This window comes from Bacteroides sp. AM23-12 (assembly GCF_003434395.1).
Taxonomy (GTDB): domain Bacteria; phylum Bacteroidota; class Bacteroidia; order Bacteroidales; family Bacteroidaceae; genus Bacteroides; species Bacteroides thetaiotaomicron.
Window position 1 is genome coordinate 76,587 of sequence record NZ_QTLF01000018.1, and the last position, 21,314, is coordinate 97,900.

A 21,314-nucleotide genomic window follows, 5' to 3' on the forward strand; every position below is an offset into this window, starting at 1 on the left:
AGGCTTTGTTCAACGGTTCTGTATATATTTCCGTTAATTTTAGTTATAGAATAAAATATTTTTCATTGACAGGTATGATGAGCCGTTTCCAGTCTATCATCGCATTGAACAACATGATATGGGAGTAATCGCCCAATTGCGCCTGCCGGATATCTTTCTCCACTATGAACCGATTATCCAACAGTTCCGCACGCTTCGTCCCCTGAAGCAAGGGATGAGCCGGAGTATACCATGTATGTCCGTCATACAGCGCTATGTTGGCAATGGAGGTATCAGTCAGATATCCGTCTTTCACTATCAGAATATCGTCTGCCTTCCCTCTCCGGGCAAACAGATCATTCAATTCTTCCCGATTGGTACTCTTGTAACTATAATCAATAGTGTCCGAAGCAACCGGACGCAAGGAAGAAACCATTCTCATTTGATAAGGAGTGTATCCGACCTCTTCGATTTCCTTATCGTACACAATCCGGCACTTCCAGATACCGGACAGAGACGGAGGAGATATAAAGCCGGACAAATCAATGGGAGCCGCTTCTTTCCAAAAGGCGGCACGAGTCCGGTTCATGCGCGCTGTGTGATACGACAGATTATAAACCTGTCCGTCTTCTATGCGAATCGTTTCAATAAATTGGCACATATACTTTTTGTTTCATTTCATGATATTCACTTTCCACTTCACTACGGCAGGTTATTCCGCCTCCGCTCTTAAAATACATTCTGTCGCCTTCCTGCTCCACAAAACGTATCATAACGGCACTATCAAGGCTACTTCCGTCGAAATACCCCATCACACCCGTATAGAATCCTCTCTCATACGTCTCGGCTTCACTGATAATCTGCATCGTCTTTTTCTTGGGAGCACCGGTGATAGAACCGGCAGGCAAGAGTTTGAAAAGAATGTGTCCCAGATTTTCCCGATAATTATCCGGCAAGGTTCCCTGTATTTCAGAACTCGTCTGAAGAATAGTTCCGCGATTCGTCTGCAACTTATCAATATACCTGTATCGGGACACAGATACCCGATCGGCCACTATACTTAAATCATTGCGGATCAAATCTACGATAGTAGCATGTTCGGCAGCCTCTTTCGGATCATCCATCAGTTGCCGGACAGCCGAAGGCAATGATGCATCAAGAGTACCTTTCATCGGATAAGAACTGATTTTTCCCTGTTGGATTCTGACAAATATCTCGGGAGAGAAAACTGTGAACTGATCCCTGACCCACAATTTATACATTGCTTTTGAACGGAAGAAAATATCTTTCAGACTAAGGTTCGTCTCTATCGGCGTGCGGCATGTCAGATTGGTCAGAAAGCTGTTTCCGGCAAATATATTCCGTTGAACGATATCAAATGACCGACGGTAACTATCGAAAGATTCGGGATAAGAATTCCAGCGGACAGGCTTTTCAGAGCAAGAAAGCACATCATTCGAGAAAGATTGATTGGTAAACCCATTCAGGTTATACACTACTTCAGAAGGGTCAACAGAAGCAACTTCTTCTACATAAGAGGCATCCTGCAAATAATTAATGATAAAAATAAAAGGCCTGCAGGATTGCCCTAAATGGTTTATTCTCCGAATCGTTTCTTCTCTTGTATATAATTGCATAAAGTCTTTCTTTTTGGGAAAGCAAAAGTACGCAAAAAGTAGATCATTCAAAAAAAGAAGCAATAAAAAAGGGTTGCCAAAACGTTCCCCGGCAACCCTTTCTATCTGGAATTGGTAGTTTACTTCATAGCTGCTTGCACTTGAGAAAGCATAGTTTTAGACTTTGTATCTTCCGGAGAAACTTTGGTAGCTTCTTCCAAGTAACCTATGGCTTCTTTAAATCTGCCATCTGCCTTTTCCTTTTCTGCAGCATATTTGTCTGCATCAGAGTTTGCCAGAGGAGCAGCCTTTTTCAGGATATTCGCACCGTCGTTATAGCATAAAACGCCCAGGCTATACAAAGCATTGGTTTTATATGTTTTATGATCCAAAGGAATCACTTTCTTAAAGCATTCTTCTGCTTCTTCCGCTTTTCCGGCTTTCTGCGCAGCGATACCTGCTTTCAGGTAGTGGAGACCATAGTTCTTAATCATTGTTTTATTGTCCGGGTCTACTTTCAGACCTTCTTCCAAGGTAGCAACATACTCGTCAGTCTTCTTCATAGCATCCAGTGCCAGCGCTTTACGGGCATAAGCATTACCTATATTGAATTTCTTTTGAATAGCAATATCAAAGAAAGTCACAGCTTCTGCATACTTTTTCACTTCATCTGCAGCCATACCACAGTAATAAGCGATTGCAGAATCCTGGTTATTCGTTTGTTTCAGATACTCGCTGAATTTAGCATAAGCTACGGGATAGTTCTTGGCATTAAAAGCGTCGCTTCCTTCTTTTTTCAATTGGCTAGGGTCAGTTTGAGCGAAAATGTTAGTCACAGTAAGGCAAAATGCAAATAAAAAAATCAATTTCTTCATAACTTTATTGTGTTTTTTAGTTGTTAATCGTCCAAAAGTATAAGTAATAACAGAGAATCGCAACATCATTTTACCTTTTTTGAGCTTTTTGAAACCTATATAACGTTCGTTATTCTTCGTAAAAATAGATTTGCGAGTGTCCGGCAGGGAGGAAAAAAGACACTCCTTCCGCCTCAATAATTCAGCGAAAGGAGTGATATTCAAATAGTTTAGTTATTGGTCAGATAGCGTTTTTATTAGCATATTCGGAAAACTCACAGCCAAAAGTATCCACCAGATAATTATCCAGATCATCTGCCTTGAAAGCCAGATGGGTCAGATTCGTCTTGACATTTTCCGAATAATCGGAGAATATATCAGATATATGCACACGATAAGAAAGATAAATCTGATTTCCATCCAGTCCGAAACGATAAGGAGCAATCTCTGTCTGAAGTAAATAGGTCAGCACAGGTTCCAGATTCTTTTTTGGCAGAATATTCAGCGGAGAGGTGGCAAACAAATAAGAACGGTCGTACACAAACATACGTATCTCCGAACTTCCCTTATAGAATTTCCAGCCTTCGTATCCCACACGTGCCAATACCGGATTGATTCCCATCGCTTCAACGGCTTCTTCGCAGAATACAGCCAGATCGGTCAGTCCCCTCTCTTTAAAGATTTCTTCCGGCAACTTGTCACCGCAACAAGGGCAATATTCATCTTCTTCGGAAATGAATTCATCGCAACTATTACACTGCACATTAAAAACAGAGCGGTCCAGACTTTCTATATTCTCCAGTACCTTTTTCAGTGTATCCACAGGGATACCAAATCCCATATTATCCGCATCGGTGATCTTACTGGCGGTAATGGCGATCAATTCACCACGTTCATTGAACATGGGACCTCCGCTATTTCCCGGATTGACCGCAGCATCTGTCTGAATATAATAACTGTTGTTAATCAGCTGTCTGGGAGAAGAAACCGTACCTTCAGTCACTGTGAACGGCATACCAAACGGATAGCCGGCCACGTTTATCTTCTGTCCGATCGCGACTTCTTTCAACTCCGATAACCGGATATCCGGAAGAGCAGAAAAATCCCCTTCCACCGACAGCAAAGCAATATCCAATACGGAATTTACCATAACGACCCTGGCCAGAAACGAATTCTTATCATTATCCTGGATCGCTACCTGACGGAATCCCTCTACTACATGATAATTGGTAACAAACAGATCATATTGTTTCAGATAAAAACAACTGCCGCAGCCACCGGCATGATTCACTTTATAAATGGCATTGTATATATTCTGTTCCATAGTCTTGTTCTTTATTTGTTAGTGTCCTCTTCCGTATTGTTATTGTTGCCATACATACCGGCCATCATCTTTTGCATATTCTCCATAGCAAGTTGCTGCATCTTCTGTATTTGCTCCATATCAATATTCTGCATCGCCTGCTGCATCATTTCCTGTTGCATCTGTTGAAGCTGTGACGTATCGAAGCCCATTGTTTCTCCGTCTTCGTCACCACCTTCTTCGTCATCATCTACATCCAGTTCTCCTTCCATGATATTATCCATCGCTTCATATAATATCGGAGCAGCTTCTTCCCATGACATGGCAGAGGTAGCCTTCATTGCTTTCACAACTACCGCATTCACATCATTCTGCACATTATTATAATAGTACAATTCATAGAATTTATTAATAATAAGCAGGCAGCAAACGATGAAGTCACCTGATTCCAATGCCGAGCCGGCTTTCTCGTATGTATCTTCAAAGTTATCCTGAATGTTTTTCAGTACGGAACGGCGTCTGTCCGAAATGAAAGTTTCAACAAAGTAAAGATCGGCAGCCAGTTGCTCCTTCGTCATTTCCTGAAGGCGTGTGACAACAGATTTGGTACGGGATACGATCTCCGGCAACGGCATATCCTCCCGCCCATGATCTGTAATCGCTTTATCAAGATCATTCAGCAGTTGCCCTTGCGGACAGACAAAATAGCATATTTTAAGAAGCGTACTGGATAATATATTCCAGGCATAACCATATTTTCGTTCTGTCTCGAAGTATTTTACAGCGTCCATACATTCCTTACAGCTCTGCTGGAGGGCTTCGTATACCTTATCCACCGTTTCATTGTCGTATGGAGTAATTTTGGGCTCATAAATGCGCTCGGCCTTGAACTTAGTCACAAATTCGTCATCATACTTATCTCCTATCCGGCAGATTTCCTCAAGCACATAGTATATCTTGTAAGGATTGCATAAAGCCACCGGACAATGAAAGTCAAAGAACAACTTATCATTCTGCAAAGAGATACATGCTAACGTCAGTTCTGTCAGATTCAAAGCTGCCACCTGGCGCAGCAAAGGAATCCTCCCCTTTTCCGGCAACAACAGAAATGGAGCTGTAATATTCAGCTGGTCACCCTCCAGCCTCAGATAGACCATAATGGAACCATGAGGTACGGCAAACTCTGTCCCTTCTGCATTACCAAATTTGCTGCGTAACTCCGGATCAATATAATCCAGCAACAGATAAAAAGACTGTAAGTGCTCTCCCTTTTCAAAAGCATCTGTACTCTTCTCAAAAGCTTCTACATCCACCTTGCTCTGTGTAGAAGCAATGATCGGACTATGAAAACTCAGTGTTTGTTTCATAATTCTAATGTTTGGTTTAACAAATTATTTCATTCTCATTCTTAATCATTTAAAAGTCCCGAAGCACAGCCTCCAATGTTGTTTCCTGCGCTATCCCCATCTTTTCGGTACGAATTCGTTTCAGTCTTTTCTTCACCGAATCTTTCTCCAGATGCATGATCTTAGCAATATCAGTCTGCGAAAACTGCATTTTCACCATACAGCAATACCGCAAATCCTCCTCATTCAGTGCAGGATACTGATTCTTCAGACGTTCTGTAAAATTCAGGAAGATACTGTTGGCATTCTTGAATATTACTTTCCAGTCCTCATCCTTGAGCATTATATTCTGCTGGGTTTTCGGATTTTCAATCACAGGAATACAAGTTTCATTCAGGCGCTTAAAAAACTCAACCTTTAGTAAAGCCTCTTTCTCCCGAATCTGCGCTTCCCTTTCCTTAGCTTCCGACAAGTCTTTTTCTGCCTGTAGTTTTTCTATTTCACGGTACTTCAACAACTCCTGCTGATGGGCAATCTGTCCTTTCTGACGCAATACTTCCTGTTGTTTCCTTTTATATAAAAAGAAGTAGATGCATACCCCTAACAAAATCGCCAGGCAACAAACAATAGTCACAACGTACAGTTGCAGCTTCCTTTCCACCGCCTGTTGCCAAAGACGGGTATTGGCTTTTTTCAATTCATCATTGTGATAATTCCGGTGCAAAGTCAGTAAACCTTCCTTATCTCTCTCCTCTATGAGCCTATCCCGCAAGTCAGCATGTCGGTTCATATAATAATATGCCGAATCCATCTGCCCGGTAGCAGCATAAATTTCAGCCTTAGCCAAAGACTTTCGAGTTGTATATTGTATATCTGTTGTATCTTCCACCGCTTTATTAATGTAGTAGAAAGCAGAATCATACTGATGCAGTTCAGTCAGTGTGTTTGCCTTATTTATATAATGATCATAGATATATTCATTTTCCTCTCCGAAAAGTTCAAATAGAATAGCCAAATCTTTATCGCGATACATCAACGCCTGTTTATAGTCCTTCATTGCCATGCAAAGATGGGCATGCTGTGAATAAATATGTGATAATGTCCGGACCAGATTCTCTTTCTCAGCCAGCTGTATCGCTTGCACAGAATATTTATAGGCGCTATCCAGTTGATTTGTCTGCATAAATCCGTGAGTGATATATGGCAACAGTGCACAAATATACAAAAGATTACCAATCCGTTCGGCATAAGGTAACGCTGCCTTCCCCAACCGTAGTTCCTCGTCAGGAATCAGTCGCAAGTTGAAAAGACGACTCATTTTATACCTGACCATGAACTGAAGTTCATCGTTATCACTCTCTCCCAACCAATCGATTGTCTTTAGGAAATTATGCAGGGAAGCTTCCGAATCTTCATTATCCATTGCTACCAGACCGGCATTATAATAAGCCAGTGCCGCATGAGCAGAGTCCTTCGTACCTTTATAATAATCGATTGCAACAGATATAAGTGAATCACTTTTATGCCCCTCATCAGATGACTGATTAATCACTTGCGTCATTAGCAGCGCATATAAAGCGCCATTTGAATCCGACAGCCTCTCCGGATACTGAATTTGGCGAAGCAAAGAAAGGGCGCTGTCCGGTTTCAGCCTGATTAATTGTTCGATAGATAACAATCGGTCGGCTGTATGACGACAAGCACTCAATAAGAATCCTAATAATATAAAAAGTAAAGTTTGTCGTAAATGCTTCATGAACAAAAGGTTTATGTTTCCCAACTAAAGAGACGAATCTCTGAATGCAAATGTAGGAATAATAATGGGAGTTGCTTTATAAAATAGGGGGTATAAATATATTCTTAATTAAATCAAATATTTGCCTGTTTATCAAATCAATATAGTATACAGTAAAGGGGGACATAGGGGGACATTTACTGTTTTATAGGGGATAATCGCAATATGAAACCACTCAGAATTCAATAAAATTGATGTACCCCAAACAAAAGAAAAACGTTGACTATTATTAAATAATCAACGTTTACATCAGTGATTCCGAAGCGATTCGAACGCTTGACCCACGCCTTAGAAGGGCGTTGCTCTATCCAGCTGAGCTACGGAACCATCCTTATTTGCGGATGCAAAGGTAGTGCTTTTTGCGAGAACTCAAAAACTTTTCGACACTTTTTTATTCATATTTTTCTTTATAGCTAGAAATCAGTAATTTATAAAAGTACTATTCAGACCCCTGTTCTAGGGTTGAATTATTTTTTCTTATCCCGATATCCCATATATCATATATCTTATTTATCTTTGTACACCGTTAAATATAAAATCAAAAACTATGTTGAGTCGTATTATCGTATTGGTCATAGCCGGAGTTGCTGTCGTTTATATCGTCCGCTTTATAGATAACTTCTTGTCCCAGCACAGAAGAAAATATTAAATAAGATATATACCTATCAGGAGAAGTTCATTTAAAACTTCTCCTTACGTTCAAATTCACCTTCCTCGGTGTAATACTTCCATGTGCCTTTAGGCTGATTATTTGAATATTTCCCACGAAGCTTGAGCTTTCCATTTTCGTGATATTCACGATAACGTCCGTGACGTTTTCCTTCTTTCACTTCCGCTTCGCTTTTCAGTGCTCCTTCCGGATAGAACTCACGCAGAACATTTCCTTCAAACTTCTCAATATAGAAACGCTTTAACTCGCTCATCTGCTCCTTTTCGGTCACAGCCTCTTCGTCCATATCCTGATCTTCCTCATCGCTGACAACGGCAACTACCTCTTCCGGCTCGTATGGACGGTAATCCATCACATACTGCAGAGAAGCCAGATTGTTATCTCCGATCACCTGCATCGTCCAGTAAGGGAATGAATACAAGACATCTTTATTCGATTGTATTTCATTCCATGTAGCAGGATTCATCATAGGTTTCAATTGTGAGTAGAACTTGTGCATATCTGTATACAAGAAGATTGTGGAACTTGATTTCATATACGAATAAGCATCCTTAAATCCTGCATTATTCTTCAGTAAATTCTTCTGCTCATAGTCTTCTACAAAAGAAAGCAAGGAAGCAGCTTTATTACTGAAAACGACGTAATCATCCACATAAGTATAATATGGCTTCTCAAATTTATCAAACAGCTTTCCGAAGAACAGACGGAAGAAACCTTTCATTTCAACATAATTGATTTCAAAGTCCTTATAATTAACAGACTTTATCTTAACCGGAGACCGGCGTTTGATCTTCTTTTCAATAAACTCCATATTTTTACGGGCGTCTTTGATGCTTTTTGCCCGAATAGCCAGAATCACTTCAGGATCATGTCCTAATAACCCCGGTTCGGATTGCGTTATGGCAAACTCTCCGGACATCCAGCTCAGGAAGTTCTCTTCCAGAGAAATACCAAACAGGCTTTCTATCTTTTTCCGTGAACTCTGATAAGAGTCATACAACAGTTTATCATGAACAGACAGAGCATTCTCCAGTTCCTTCACGAAAGTTACCGGACTATCAAAGCCGATATTTGTATAAAGAGCCGTTCGCCCGGACAAAATCTCGTGAGCTTTCATTTTATGCTTCCCCGAATTCAGCAAGGCAGTGATATAAGGATCCACCGAATCTTTCTTCAACGTATAACCTTTCACCTCCATCCGGTCTTTATCCATATTCAGGTAAAGGCCCGCAAAATTCATAGAATTACTGAACAGATCGACATATTCATTTCTCGCTCCCAGATAAATGGACATAAACTGAGGAATACGGGCATAGTTGATAAATACCCTGACAAGCCCTTTACCGGAAACTAATTTTTCCGTTTCAATAAAAGACTGGTCAAGTCCGATCTTAGGCTTATTACGGGAGTTGATGGCAGATTCAACGAGTCCGGAAGTATAAGAACCTACCAGGTGATTATCTACAAAAGCAGTATAAAAGACATCACGGGTATCCGGATCACGCATTTCAAGAATGTTAATTCCATTATGCATTCGATTAGTGACGGTAAAGCCGGACATTGCCAGCACTGTTTCGACCTGATCTTTCAATAAATCCATTTTAGAAGCTTTCTGCATATCTACTATAAGCAGAAAATCCCAATCGGTAGCGCGGGTCTTATGAAGTGAGATAAGCAGATCCCGCTGACCGACCAGTGATAACAGCACTTTATTGCTTTTGACAACCGAGTCAAGCTTTTCTACACTCTTCGCAACTTCTTCAAATGATTTCGCTTTTCTCAGACATTGCCAGGTTTCGCTTCCACTAAACTTTTCCCAATCTTCAATCGGAGCAGATGACTGAATAATAAATGCCGCATCCTCCGGCACCAGATAGATCTGCTGAATATTACGGTCGGGCGAAATAAACAGATAAACGATGGAGTATACCATGTATACAGCCAAAGCTAGTCCTGCCGTAAGCAAAGTCCTTTTTACAATTTTTCGTGTATTATTTTTCTTCTCATTTTTCCCGGGTTCAACATATTGCCCTTGTTCCCCATTGTTTAATTCATCCATTATTTATTTGTTATTGAGTTGATTGGGCAAAATTACTAAAAAAAGATGGAAGTTGAAATTCACAGGTCGGTTTATACTTTAAATCTTCTCATCCATCTACATCCACCATAAATCAGAGCTATTCCCCCCAATATAAATATCCCTCTTTTCCACCTATTGACACGTTTCACAGAAACAGTTTTCTTCACCTCTTCACTCGTTCTGAACTCTACCCCGGACTCCAAAGACAGAGAATCTTCTTCCGCTGACATACTACCGGCAACCACCTGCTGCAGCTTCCCTGTCCTTCGGTCAAGAGAATTCTTCATGATCTTCACAGAAACCTGCGAAGCCGTATCCACAGGATATATGAAAACGATCTGTTCCAAATGCTCTTCCACTACTTCCGAATCACTTCTCGAAATGAAAGCCTGCTGAAGCAAACTGTTCCTGCGTCCGACCGTAGAACTCGAATCAACTTTAATCTCCCGGCTCTTACAGACAATCTCCTTCTTACCTCTGCACCCCAAGCACAAAAAAGGAATCATTAAAGCCACCAACCATACAAACAAGGCTTCCCTCCCACTTCTCAGAAACTCCTTCACATCAAAACAAGGACAAACCTTTACGTATTCATTAGCCTCAATTACCCCATCTTCATTCAAATCCGGCGAAGTGTCCCGATGTCCCAAAACCTGAAGGATACCATACTCTTTCTGCAAATCCATGATCAATTGATAAAGCACCCTTTTCTGAGCCTTCGTCCGAGTATCCGCAGGATGCCCGTTTACATCCAGCCCACCAATATAGCATATCCCGATACTATGCTCATTCCAGCCTTTGCAATGAGCCCCCGCCAAAGAAATATCCCGCCCTCTCTCCAATCTTCCGTCCAGACAGACAACATAGTGATACCCTATACCATTAAATCCACGTTCACGATGCCAACGGTCAATATCTGCTGCTGTAAAATCCTGCCCGACTTTTGTAGCCGAACAATGTATAATAATAGAATCTATTTTTCTCATGATATTCATATATTAGTCATTATTTAATAATCCGAAGGTGGCATTCTTTGGGTACATCCTCTGATCTCACACTTTTTCACTTCAGATTCCTTTTGAATCAGCTCCACTTCATGACACTTATGTATCCAATTTATTTTCTCCTCCTGTTCCTTACGCAGTTCGATATAGAGGCCATCTATTTTTTCATCCCGCTGAGTCAGGCGATCTTCCAGCCAGTCCACCTTCTTACGTCGGTTTTCTTCTTCCAGATTACAGACCGAGGCTTCCTCTTTTCTGGCATCCGTCTTACGACAGGAGATGTATCGTACTATCCATTTCACTGCTTCCAGACCGCCCATAGCAGTAATAAAAGCAAGTATTGTTGTTATTTGCATACTCTTATTTACTTATAGTTAAGTTGAGACTTTATAATTAGCTTTCGAAAAGCTTATAAGAAAGAATGAGGCCGAAGCCCCATCCTTATAATCACCCTGTTATAATGAGCTACCTTACTTTTCATATTATACTGTCGGATCCGGTGCTTCATCATCGTCACCCGATCCACCACCCGGATTCGGGTTTTCTCCATCATTCCCGTCATCCGGATTTCCTCCGATAACATCCGATTTATTAATATGATCCAGATCCTTGAATTTCAAGCCATCCGAACGAGTTGATGTTCCGGTAGACAGACGAATATCCGAGTTGGCACGAAAACAGATGCGTAATCCTTGAATATCAGCTGAGGTAAAGTCTTCCGCTTTCTCTGTCCCTTTGCTTTGGGCAGACAAGAAAAAGTAACCCAGTCCTTCGATATTTACTGAACGCCCCGCCAGTAATGTTTTTCTCAATAAAGTACGAAAGTCCTTTAAAACACTAATTGTTTCACCCTCACTTACTCCCGAATTGGAGGAAATCTCTTTTGCAATTTCTTTCAAAGTTGCACTCGTATCGTATTGATAAGAGATTACCGGATACACTTTCTTTCCTAATTCTTTGTTGGTAGGGTCACACAAACGAGACACTCTTCTAAATCTAATTGCCATAATTTTGGTCCTTTCTTTTTAAGATAAATACTAATGATTATTACTTCGCTAACGTTAACGATGCAAAGATGCGCCATCTTCATTAGGAATGAAAGGACAAGATTAAATCATGATTAAAGAGTACTGGGAAGAGATTTATAAGAAAGAAAAGCTAGTTAAGACGAAAAAAGGGACAGGAAGAGGAAACGGGAAGCTAAAATAATCAACCTTGGACAAGTTTTTTCTCCATATATATAAAAAATTTGCGAAAACATGCCTGGCATATCTCCGCACTACAACAGCCATCGATCTATATTCCTTTTCTCCGCACTGAACTCCACTCCCACTTTCACCACTTCACGGTCGTCTGCCTGATAGGGAATTAAATAACCTTTCTCATCAATCTGCTGCAAAGCTTGTTCAGCGGTTCCATTCAGTTTAAATTCGAACACATAAATATATTTAGGCGTTTTCACCACTGCATCGGCACGTCCACGAGCACTACGGACCTCAACTTCGGTGAATTGCCCCATTAACTTGAACACTAAATAAAACACGACCTGATAATGACGTTCGGTCGAATCGCTCAACTCATAAGGAAAATCTGCGAAGAAAGCCTGAAGACGGGTAAGGAAGGCATCTACCTCTCCGGCACGTAATTCCTGAACGAATTTGCCTATATAGAAATTCTGTTCATCTTCATTGACCGGTGTATAATAAGGAACCAGAAAATTGAGAAAGCCATAACGCACTTCATCATTGGGGAAAGCCAGACGATAAAGTTGAAACTCTTTGTCATAGTCCTTGATAGTCAGATAACCACTCTGATAAATCAACGGAATCGGATTGTTGGCATCCACCCGATATTCCATAAATGAAGATGCACTGGCTTCTATCCCATCAATTAAAGTGCGCAGGTCATAATCACTCTCTTTGAGCAACTCGACAAGGAAAGTAGGTGTTCCGGTCTGAAACCAGTAACTACCAAACTCCTGTTTTGAAAATGAGTTGAGCACACTGAACGGATTAAACACACCCGCACCTTTCGGATGAAAATGATAACCATCATATCGTCGTGTCATCATTTCCATAACCGCTTCTGAAGTCATATCATTGACTGCCGCCTGTCGCTCCAGTTCAGGAACAAAAGTTGAGCCAAGTTCTTCCTTTGTAATCCCACACAATGTAGCATAAGCAAAATCCAGGCTAATATCATTCAACTGATTCAAATCACAGAACACACTGACTTGTGCAAACTTGGTCACACCTGTCAGAAATACAAAACGGAGATAACGGTCAGAACTCTTCAATACTCCATAAAAAGCCTTCAGAGTCCTACGGTAATCATCCAATAGAGAACCATTACCCAAAGCCTGCAACAGAGGTTTATCGTATTCATCTACCAATACCACTACTCCACAGCCTGCCTGTTCACTGGCGCGACGGATCACTCCTGCAAAACGTCCGGAAAGAGTTTCCTCATCCTCTCCTTTTCCATATTTCAACTCCCATTGCGTCAAATGCCGGCTAAGAATCTCAACCAAAGCTTGGGATGAATCATATTTTTCTGCATTCAAATCCAAATGAAACACCGGATACTTCTTCCATTCCTTCTCAAGTTCGGCAACAGCAAGTCCTTCAAACAATTCCTTCCTGCCTTCAAAGTATGCTTCGAAAGTGGAAAGAAGAAGACTTTTTCCAAAACGACGGGGGCGACTTAGGAAATAAGGAGTCTCTGTAGAAGCTATTTTCCATACAAAAGCCGTTTTATCTACATAAAGATATCCCCCTTCGCGGAGTTTCTCAAAAGTCTGTATCCCAATTGGAAGTTTACGCATTATGCCATCCATCATTATTCTTCATTTTTTGTGATTCAAAGATAATCATTATTTCTATATTCCATTACTATAACTTTCGATTTTTAATATCGTTCATTAATCAATGCTTATTATATATCTCTTCATCCACCTATATCCGCTACCGGCAACCACCTGCTGAAGCAAACCTTTGGGTGCATCCTCTAATCTCACACTTTTTCACTTCAGATTCCTTTTTAATCAGCTCCACTTCATGACACTTATGTATCCAGTTTATTTTCTCCTCCTGTTCCTTACGAAGTTCGATATAGAGGCCATCTGTTTTTTCATCCCGCTGAGTCAAGCGATCTTCCAGCCAGTCCACCTTCTTACGTCGGTTTTCTTCTTCCAGATTACAGACCGAAGCTTCCTCTTTTCTGACATCCGTCTTACGACAGAAGATATATCGTACTATCCATTCACCGCTTCCAGACCGCCCATAGCAGTAATAAAAGCAAGGATTGTTGTTATTTGCATACTCTTATTTACTTGTAAATAAGTCGAAACTTTAATTAGCTTTCGAAAAGCTTATAAGAAAGAATGAGGCCGAAGCCCCATCCTTATAATCACTCTGTTGTAATGAGCTACCTTACTTTCCCATTATACTGTCGAGTCCGATGCTTCATCATCGTCACCCGATCCACCACCTGGATTCGGGGTTTCACCTTTACTTTGGGCAGACAGGAAAAAACACCCCAATCCTTCGATATTTACCGAACGAAGGTGCATATTTATCACCTTTTAATACATATAAGTACAATATAATATCAAATATTTATATTCATATTTTAAAACAAAAACCAGTCATTCCATCTTACATATAGAATTTCCAACATTTCATATACAATACATTTAGTATTAATCTAAATCTATTATACAACTTTCTGCTTCGATTAATCAATTAAATAAATAATTCTACAACAATTCGTCAAATCACACAAACAAAACTATTGTTTTTATGTTATTACAAGTTACATTTACATCGTAAATACAATTTCCTACTTTATCAGAAGGGGACAAATGTATTTTATTTGATATTAATTCATGATTGAGCACAAACAAACAGCTATTGAGACATCATGGTCCGATAGCATACTTAATATTAGACCACCTCCTTCCCTGATTATTCACCTGAGGCTAGTTTACTACGCCTAATACAAATAAATGAAAATAATTATTGTTACTTGGGGGACATTGCTTTTTTATTGATAGTTCAAGACATTTAGAATCTGAATTCTCAATAAGCATAACTCATAACCAAATATTGACCTCCCCCAAAACAAACAAATTAGAGATCATATTATTTGAGTTTATGGATGTGCACAATTATGGAATCATAGTTGGCACATAATCTTTCATGTCTCTTGAATCAGAAAGAAAAAGCAAACTCCATCGAGTGACGTCATTTAAAATATAATAACATGATGTATTTAAAGACAATATCTATTGCTGCATCTTTCTTAATAGCAACAATATTTGAAAATCAATCATATTTAGTTTTATTGCTGATAGTAGCAGGTTTCTTTCTCTACTGGCATTTATTTCATTATCTTTCCATACAAAAAGAAAGAAATTTCCTCAAAGAAGAGAACCAGTATTTTATAGATTCTTTCCAAAGTATTCGAAATCCAATTACATTAGTTCATGTTCCTTTACGAACGATCTGTAATGATAACTGTCCCGAGAACATAAAGAATGATTTGTCACTGGCTATTCGAAATATAGAATGTTTAAATGAGAATCTGGACAAATTGTCCGGATTAAAATATTTGCATAATCATCCCGAAGTCCTAAACATTACCGAACATGAATTAGGAAACTATTTAAGAAACAGAATTTGCTCCCTACAAGGTTATGCAACGAACAAACACATAAAAATAATAATCAAGACAGAATTCACTTATGCCAGTGTATGGTTGGACAAAAACAAAATCTCACCTATTATCGATAAATTCATAACGAACGCGATCGACTGTTCTGAGCCGGAGTCAAACATAACATTGCTAATTTCTATCAGTCAGGAACATTGGGAAATAAGTGTACCCGATTCAGGAAATGGTAAACTAACAAAGCTTTATAATCAGAATAAACACCGGATGATAAGACAGAAAGCAGAATTTGAATGCCATTTTTCCAAAAGCATGTTATTGAAGAAACTAGCAGATTTGTGTAATGGCAAGATCTTAGTAAGCAATATAAATCATACAGTCACATTAAGATTTCCTGTGAAATGCTCTTGTGAAGACCAATCAAATCATTCGCCGCTGTGTTTCACCAATCATACTGAAATTGAAAAGATAGACCGTTTGCTCGTAAAGGCTCCCTGCAAAAGAAATTCCCACAAACCGACAGTCGTACTTGCCGACAGTAATGATGATTTCCGATCCTATCTGACAAGTTGTTTAACGGAAGAATTTACTATTAAAAGTTTCAGAGATGGCGGCGAAGCTATGACCTGCATAAAAAATGAATATCCTGATTTAGTGATTTGTGATACAGAACTTCAGAACATGGATGGTGTCGAACTCTCGTCAAGATTGAAAACATCCTGCGAAACATCAATCATACCTATCATTCTTTATAGTTCGCATATAGATATTGACCAATACAATAGAAGAAAGACTTCTTTAGCTGATACATTCTTGCAACAGCCCTTTAGTATAGCAGATTTAAAGATTGAAATGTCAATCCTTATCAAGAACAATCGTTTTCTTCGAAAATCATTTCTACAACGATTGTTTGGAGAAGAGTTTTTGGAGATAAAAGCGTCAGAAATATTGCAGGATGGTGAACACCCTTTGATAAGTAAAGTTACTAAAATCATTCTGGAGAATCTGAATAATGAAAAACTAACCATAGGCTCCATTGCCAAAGAGCTTGGAATTAGCAGGACCAGTCTTTACAACAAGTGGACGCAATTAACAGGTGAAGCACTTAACAAATTCATTCTCAAAATCCGCATGGAAAAAGCACATGAAATGTTAGAGAGTGGGAAATATCGCGTAAACGAAATACCAGAGAATATCGGAATGAAGGATATGGATCACTTCCGCGATAATTATAAGAAGCATTTCGGAAAAACACCTGCTCATACCATTAAAAACGTTTGAGATATTTACATTGAAAAACGGGTTTAAATAAAACAACCTGAGACCGATAGAAGAACTGTTGACGCAATCAACCAAACTTCTTTCTATCGGACTCAGGTTTATATTTACGATAACGACACATAGCTAGTCAGGCATAACATTCCTTAACTATCGGTCTATATTCCTTTAAGGAAAGCATCAACCTCTCCGACACGCAATTCCTGAACGAATTTGCCTATATAGAAATTCTGTTCATCTTCATTCACCGGTGTGTAATAAGGAACTAGAAAGTTAAAGAAACCATAACGAACCTCATCATTTGGGAAAGCCAGACGATAAAGTTGAAACTCCTTATCATAGTCCTTGATAGTATAGATTGCCAAATATCTACTTCTTCTTTTCTTGACCATACCCATAGCCGTATCCATAACGTTTACCATAACCGTAATGCTTACCATACTTGCCATAGCCATAGTAGTAGCCATATTTTCTCCTCTTCAGGTCTACACCATTAATGATAGTACAAAGATTAGGCAATTTCTTTTCGTGATACAATTCATTGATCAATGTGTATTCCGCTTTATGTGTATAATCAGTACGACATACGTATGCTGATAAATCCGCCACACGACCAATTAATAAGGTATCAGTCACCATACCAATAGGAGCAGTATCAAGAATGACATAATCAAAATTCTTCTTCAGAATCTCAATAGCCTTGTCCAATCCATCACGTGCCAATAGTTCGGTAGGATTGGGAGGAACGGTACCACCCGGAAGGATATACAGATTCTTATTCACATCGGACTGTTGTATCAAACTCATCAAATCCATTTCCGGATTGGCAAGATATTGAGTTATCCCTTTCTCCTTGCTCGAAAGATTAAATACTTTATTCAGTCCCGGCTTACGAATATCAAGACCTACAATCACCACCTTCTTTCCCAAAAGAGAAAGACTGATAGCCAAATTCGACGAAACGAATGATTTTCCTTCGCCACTGACAGTTGAGGTCACAAGGATCACCTTCTGATCATTATCGAGCATAAACTGAAGATTGGTCCGAATATTACGGAAGGTTTCACTCATTAGATTATTCTTGTTCTCGAAGACAGCGATAGAGCCATTCTTATCATTCTTCTCATCAGTTAATGGAATATCACCGACAACAGGAACACTCGTTAGTTTCTCCACATCGGCACGACCTTCGATCTTGAATTTCGTCAGTTCAATCAAATAAATGATGCCAACCGGAATTCCAACACCAAGCATCAATGCAATCAAATAGATCATAGAGTGTTTGGGGGATACCGGAATATCGTCAGCTATCGCTTCATCAATGATCTTCGCATTATTCGCAGTGGCAGCAAGCGCAATAGCATTCTCTTCACGTTTCTGTAACAACATCAGATACAATCCTGCTTTGATTTCTTGCTGACGGGCAATACTTACATAAGCACGTTCCTGTCCCGGAGCGTTACTGATACGACGAGAATAGCGGCTCGCTTCACGGTCAAGGTTTGATTTAGTGATCATCAACCCCTGCAAAGTTCCTTCAAGAGTAGCTTGCACATTGGCTTTCATAGCACGTATGCTTGTATCCAGATTCACAATAGCAGGATTATTCTCAGTTGATGTACGTAACAGACGTTTACGTTCCACAAGCATTTCATTATAGCGTTCAATCGCACCGATCAAAGCAGCATCTTGTAAACCTACATTGCTCGGCAATACTTCATATTCATTGCTTCTCAAATACTTACGCAAGTCATTTACCAGGCTGATTTGAGTACGGTTCTCCACACTCTTCTTTTCATACTCAGCATTACCGGCCAAGGCGATTTGAGCTTCACTTGTCAAATCCGTGATACCTGCGTCACGCTTAAAAGACTCTAAATCCGCTTCCGTACTACCCAATTCTTTTGAAATAATACCAATACGTTCATCGATAAACTCAGCCGTTTTCTGAGCAATCTCGTTTTTATCATTGTTCGTATTGCGATTATACATTTCAAGCAACTGATTGATGAAATCCTGTCCACGCTGCAAACTAGAGTTCTTCAAGGAAATCACGGCAACAGAAGTAGTCTTAGAAGTAGGAGCAATAGACAAACTGTTACAATAGCCTTTTGCCACTCTCATCGGTTTGTTTATTGTCGCAGTTATATGGCGTACACTCTGCTCTATCCGAGGAACCTTCGTTCCATCCTGTAAAGTTACCGAATCAACTTCCTGAAAGAAAGCCAATGTACCTTCATCAGTTGGAAAAATGGCAGGTAACTTTTCAAAATGCTTCTGATACCCTTTCTCACCTACAGTCACGTTCACATCCATACTACCTTCAGGTTGCAAAGTCATCTCTACTACCATCGGAGAACTTAGTTTCTCAGCTTCTTGAGGAGTCAAACTCACTTGGACAGGAGATGTCTTATATAAACCTTTAGCGGGAAATTCATCCTCATCTGCATAAGTTATATACAGTCCCAATTGATTAACCACCTCTTTAACGAGCGTTTTCGAACGCAAAACTTCCAACTCATTATCAATATTCTTAGAAGAAGTCATCAGACCACTTAATCCCATATCCTCCAATTCCGAAGAAAGTCCTGCACCTCCACCCTTCTTCTCATCTTTCATAAGAACAGTGGCTGAAATATTATAAACAGGTGTAGCCCAATGCAGATAAAACCACGCACCAACAAGGCATAGTAACACTGCCCCTACAAACCAGGGCCAATGAATAATATATTTAAAAAGCAACGCTTGGAAATCGATCTGATCCTCAGCCATTTCACGTTCCTTCACGTTTTGATTTTCTTCCTTCATAACTCTTTCTTTTTATTTCAAGATATTAAACAACAAACTGGCAATAGAAACAAGGATCGAAGTAGCAGAGAGAACCATAAGCTTGTACTAGTTCCGATATCCGAATTTCGAGCTTTCGCCTTATTCGGAGTTACGTAAATAATATCATTCTGTTGTAAATAATAATAAGGAGAAAGAATAGTCTCCGCCTTATTCAGATCTAAAGGAATAATTTCCTGCTTACCATTGGCATTCTCCCGTATCAGCTTAACATCATCACGCAGACCATATACGGTCATATCACCTGCCATAGCCAGAGCTTCCAGGATGTTCACCTTTTCATTGGAGATCGTGAATGTACCGGGACGGGCAACTTCACCAATCACGGAAATCTTATAATTTACCATTCGTACCGTTACAATAGGAGTTTCCGTAATATAAGGCTTCAACTTTTCCACAATCATTTGTTCGGTCGCCTTCTTCGTCAATCCGCCTACATGAAGTTCACCCAATACCGGAAAGTTAATATTTCCCTCATTATCCACTAAGTATTGCTGTAGAGCGGGCTGAGTGGTGGTATAGTTCAAAGCCATATTACCTTGTGTAGCTACCGTCAGGTTAAAAGGAGCAGCTAACTCGGGACTGGTACATGACACTACAATAGTCAACAAATCTTTGGGCATGATCTTTGCATCATACAATTGTGCATCCTGAGTACTATACAGTACCACTTCTGCATCCTGTAAGTAAGGTACTTTTTTATAAGACTGGCAAGCTGTAAAAAGCAAAGTCAACAACAATATTAAGATATTCTTTCCATTCAATTTTTCCATAATATATAAATTATAAAATTTAGACACCTTTCAAATACCATTCATAAAGACGCTCAATTCCTTCATCAATCTCAACCTTATGATGCCAGCCTAAACTGTGTAACTTCGACACATCTGTCAACTTGCGCATCGTACCATCAGGCTTAGAACTATCCCAACGCAAATCACCCTTAAATTGAACTTCTTTCATGATCATTCCGGCAACTTCACGGATACTGACTTCCTTACCTGTACCAACATTGATATGACAGTTACGAATGTCTCTACTACCTTCCGTATAGGTATTCTTGAAATCAACGTTCAATAATACATGAACACTCGCATCAGCCATCTCTTCGCTCCACAAAAACTCACGCATAGGTGTACCGGTACCCCAAAGAGTTACCGATTCAGGAGTAATACCAAATTTTGCCAATTTATCCAATATTTCAGCATCAGAATTACTACCAGTCACACCTTACACAGGACGCAAGTCAATATCTTTACGAACTGACTTCCAATTTCCTTCATTCAGACATTTAGCCAAATGAATCTTGCGAATCATGGCAGGTAGAACATGACTGTTTTCCAAATGGAAATTATCATTCGGACCATAAAGGTTGGTAGGCATCACGGCAATATAATTCGTGCCATACTGAAGATTGAAGCTTTCACACATCTTTAAACCCGCAATCTTGGCAATGGCATAAGGTTCGTTCGTATATTCCAAAGGAGAAGTCAGCAAAGCGTCCTCCTTCATCGGTTGTGCGGCATCACGGGGATAGATACAGGTACTACCCAGAAAAAGTAGTTTCTTTACGTTATGACGAAAACTCTCACCGATTACATTCTGCTGAATCTGGAGATTCTGATAGATAAAATCGGCACGATACTGCAAGTTTGCAAGGATCCCACCAACATGCGCAGCAGCAAGGACAACTGCATCAGGCTGTTCTTCATCAAAGAATTGTTTTACGGCTGCACCATCAAGAAGGTCCAGCTCTTTATGGGAACGTCCTACAAGATTCGTGTAACCACGACTCTGCAAATTACTCCAGATAGCAGATCCCACCAAACCATGGTGTCCCGCTACATAGATTTTCGTATCTTTATCCATTC

Annotated in this window: 14 protein-coding genes, 1 tRNA gene and 4 pseudogenes; 1 reads left to right on the forward strand and 18 read right to left on the reverse strand. The window is 39.9% G+C overall.

Features of this window, described 5'->3' with window-relative positions:
• Positions 1-43: 43 nt before the first annotated feature.
• From DW640_RS15090 to DW640_RS23585, 14 genes and pseudogenes are all read right to left on the reverse strand, one after another.
• On the reverse strand, positions 44-640 hold the full coding sequence (locus DW640_RS15090) for an aminotransferase class IV family protein (RefSeq protein WP_011107438.1): 597 nt from the start codon (positions 638-640) through the stop codon (positions 44-46).
• Positions 624-1,616: an aminodeoxychorismate synthase component I gene (locus DW640_RS15095; RefSeq protein WP_117578606.1), complete on the reverse strand. Its 993-nt coding sequence runs from the start codon at positions 1,614-1,616 to the stop codon at positions 624-626. Before DW640_RS15095 ends, DW640_RS15090 begins: the two co-directional genes overlap by 17 nt.
• A gap of 119 nt (positions 1,617-1,735) precedes the next feature.
• A complete protein-coding gene (locus DW640_RS15100; protein ID WP_008761468.1) occupies positions 1,736-2,470 on the reverse strand; it encodes a tetratricopeptide repeat protein in 735 nt (244 codons plus the stop codon).
• 220 nt (positions 2,471-2,690) lie between these two features.
• Positions 2,691-3,773: a trypsin-like peptidase domain-containing protein gene (locus DW640_RS15105; protein WP_117578608.1), complete on the reverse strand. Its 1,083-nt coding sequence runs from the start codon at positions 3,771-3,773 to the stop codon at positions 2,691-2,693.
• An 11-nt stretch (positions 3,774-3,784) separates the two neighbouring features.
• Complete coding sequence (locus DW640_RS15110; RefSeq protein WP_048696444.1) at positions 3,785-5,119, reverse strand: hypothetical protein; 1,335 nt, start codon at positions 5,117-5,119, stop codon at positions 3,785-3,787.
• Positions 5,120-5,168: 49 nt separating this feature from the next.
• Entirely contained in the window at positions 5,169-6,854 is a 1,686-nt protein-coding gene (locus tag DW640_RS15115) for a tetratricopeptide repeat protein (protein ID WP_117578610.1), read from the reverse strand.
• Positions 6,855-7,146: 292 nt separating this feature from the next.
• Positions 7,147-7,220: transfer RNA gene (locus DW640_RS15120), tRNA-Arg, on the reverse strand.
• Between the two features lie 353 nt (positions 7,221-7,573).
• A complete protein-coding gene (locus DW640_RS15125) occupies positions 7,574-9,622 on the reverse strand; it encodes a DUF3352 domain-containing protein (RefSeq protein WP_016267499.1) in 2,049 nt (682 codons plus the stop codon).
• Positions 9,623-9,693: 71 nt separating this feature from the next.
• Positions 9,694-10,629: an N-acetylmuramoyl-L-alanine amidase gene (locus DW640_RS15130; protein ID WP_016267498.1), complete on the reverse strand. Its 936-nt coding sequence runs from the start codon at positions 10,627-10,629 to the stop codon at positions 9,694-9,696.
• Positions 10,630-10,652: 23 nt separating this feature from the next.
• The gene (locus DW640_RS15135; protein WP_008761463.1) at positions 10,653-11,003 is read right to left on the reverse strand and encodes a hypothetical protein; all 351 of its coding nucleotides are present in this window, start codon (positions 11,001-11,003) and stop codon (positions 10,653-10,655) included.
• Positions 11,004-11,129: 126 nt separating this feature from the next.
• Positions 11,130-11,654, reverse strand: a complete 525-nt coding sequence (locus DW640_RS15140; RefSeq protein ID WP_016267497.1) for an HU family DNA-binding protein — start codon at positions 11,652-11,654, stop codon at positions 11,130-11,132.
• A 272-nt stretch (positions 11,655-11,926) separates the two neighbouring features.
• Positions 11,927-13,483 (reverse strand): ATP-binding protein, encoded by a 1,557-nt coding sequence (locus tag DW640_RS15145; protein ID WP_117578620.1) that lies wholly within the window; start codon positions 13,481-13,483, stop codon positions 11,927-11,929.
• Positions 13,484-13,610: 127 nt separating this feature from the next.
• Positions 13,611-13,966: pseudogene (locus tag DW640_RS15150) on the reverse strand (hypothetical protein).
• A 123-nt stretch (positions 13,967-14,089) separates the two neighbouring features.
• Complete coding sequence (locus DW640_RS23585) at positions 14,090-14,227, reverse strand: hypothetical protein (RefSeq protein ID WP_155520512.1); 138 nt, start codon at positions 14,225-14,227, stop codon at positions 14,090-14,092.
• A 686-nt stretch (positions 14,228-14,913) separates the two neighbouring features.
• On the opposite strand from DW640_RS23585, the gene DW640_RS15155 reads away from it, so the two are divergent.
• A complete protein-coding gene (locus DW640_RS15155; RefSeq protein WP_161800176.1) occupies positions 14,914-16,599 on the forward strand; it encodes a response regulator in 1,686 nt (561 codons plus the stop codon).
• A gap of 167 nt (positions 16,600-16,766) precedes the next feature.
• Here the strand turns inward: DW640_RS15155 and DW640_RS24000 are convergent.
• The 4 genes and pseudogenes from DW640_RS24000 to DW640_RS15175 form a co-directional block, all read right to left on the reverse strand.
• Positions 16,767-16,949: pseudogene (locus DW640_RS24000) on the reverse strand (AAA family ATPase); the annotation flags it as partial.
• Positions 16,950-16,965: 16 nt separating this feature from the next.
• Positions 16,966-19,404: a tyrosine-protein kinase gene (locus DW640_RS15165; RefSeq protein ID WP_055228724.1), complete on the reverse strand. Its 2,439-nt coding sequence runs from the start codon at positions 19,402-19,404 to the stop codon at positions 16,966-16,968.
• A 12-nt stretch (positions 19,405-19,416) separates the two neighbouring features.
• Positions 19,417-20,216, reverse strand: a pseudogene (locus DW640_RS15170) (polysaccharide biosynthesis/export family protein).
• A gap of 19 nt (positions 20,217-20,235) precedes the next feature.
• Positions 20,236-21,312: pseudogene (locus tag DW640_RS15175) on the reverse strand (GDP-L-fucose synthase family protein).
• Positions 21,313-21,314: the final 2 nt, after the last annotated feature.

What these genes read in the sequence shown, in the direction of transcription:
- DW640_RS15090 (WP_011107438.1), bottom strand. Translation starts at nt 640, where the DNA reads ATGTGCCAATTTATTGAAACGATTCGCATAGAAGACGGACAGGTTTAT.
- DW640_RS15095 (WP_117578606.1), bottom strand. Translation starts at nt 1,616, where the DNA reads ATGCAATTATATACAAGAGAAGAAACGATTCGGAGAATAAACCATTTA.
- DW640_RS15100 (WP_008761468.1), bottom strand. Translation starts at nt 2,470, where the DNA reads ATGAAGAAATTGATTTTTTTATTTGCATTTTGCCTTACTGTGACTAAC.
- DW640_RS15105 (WP_117578608.1), bottom strand. Translation starts at nt 3,773, where the DNA reads ATGGAACAGAATATATACAATGCCATTTATAAAGTGAATCATGCCGGT.
- DW640_RS15110 (WP_048696444.1), bottom strand. Translation starts at nt 5,119, where the DNA reads ATGAAACAAACACTGAGTTTTCATAGTCCGATCATTGCTTCTACACAG.
- DW640_RS15115 (WP_117578610.1), bottom strand. Translation starts at nt 6,854, where the DNA reads ATGAAGCATTTACGACAAACTTTACTTTTTATATTATTAGGATTCTTA.
- DW640_RS15125 (WP_016267499.1), bottom strand. Translation starts at nt 9,622, where the DNA reads ATGGATGAATTAAACAATGGGGAACAAGGGCAATATGTTGAACCCGGG.
- DW640_RS15130 (WP_016267498.1), bottom strand. Translation starts at nt 10,629, where the DNA reads ATGAGAAAAATAGATTCTATTATTATACATTGTTCGGCTACAAAAGTC.
- DW640_RS15135 (WP_008761463.1), bottom strand. Translation starts at nt 11,003, where the DNA reads ATGCAAATAACAACAATACTTGCTTTTATTACTGCTATGGGCGGTCTG.
- DW640_RS15140 (WP_016267497.1), bottom strand. Translation starts at nt 11,654, where the DNA reads ATGGCAATTAGATTTAGAAGAGTGTCTCGTTTGTGTGACCCTACCAAC.
- DW640_RS15145 (WP_117578620.1), bottom strand. Translation starts at nt 13,483, where the DNA reads ATGGATGGCATAATGCGTAAACTTCCAATTGGGATACAGACTTTTGAG.
- DW640_RS15155 (WP_161800176.1), top strand. Translation starts at nt 14,914, where the DNA reads ATGTATTTAAAGACAATATCTATTGCTGCATCTTTCTTAATAGCAACA.
- DW640_RS15165 (WP_055228724.1), bottom strand. Translation starts at nt 19,404, where the DNA reads ATGAAGGAAGAAAATCAAAACGTGAAGGAACGTGAAATGGCTGAGGAT.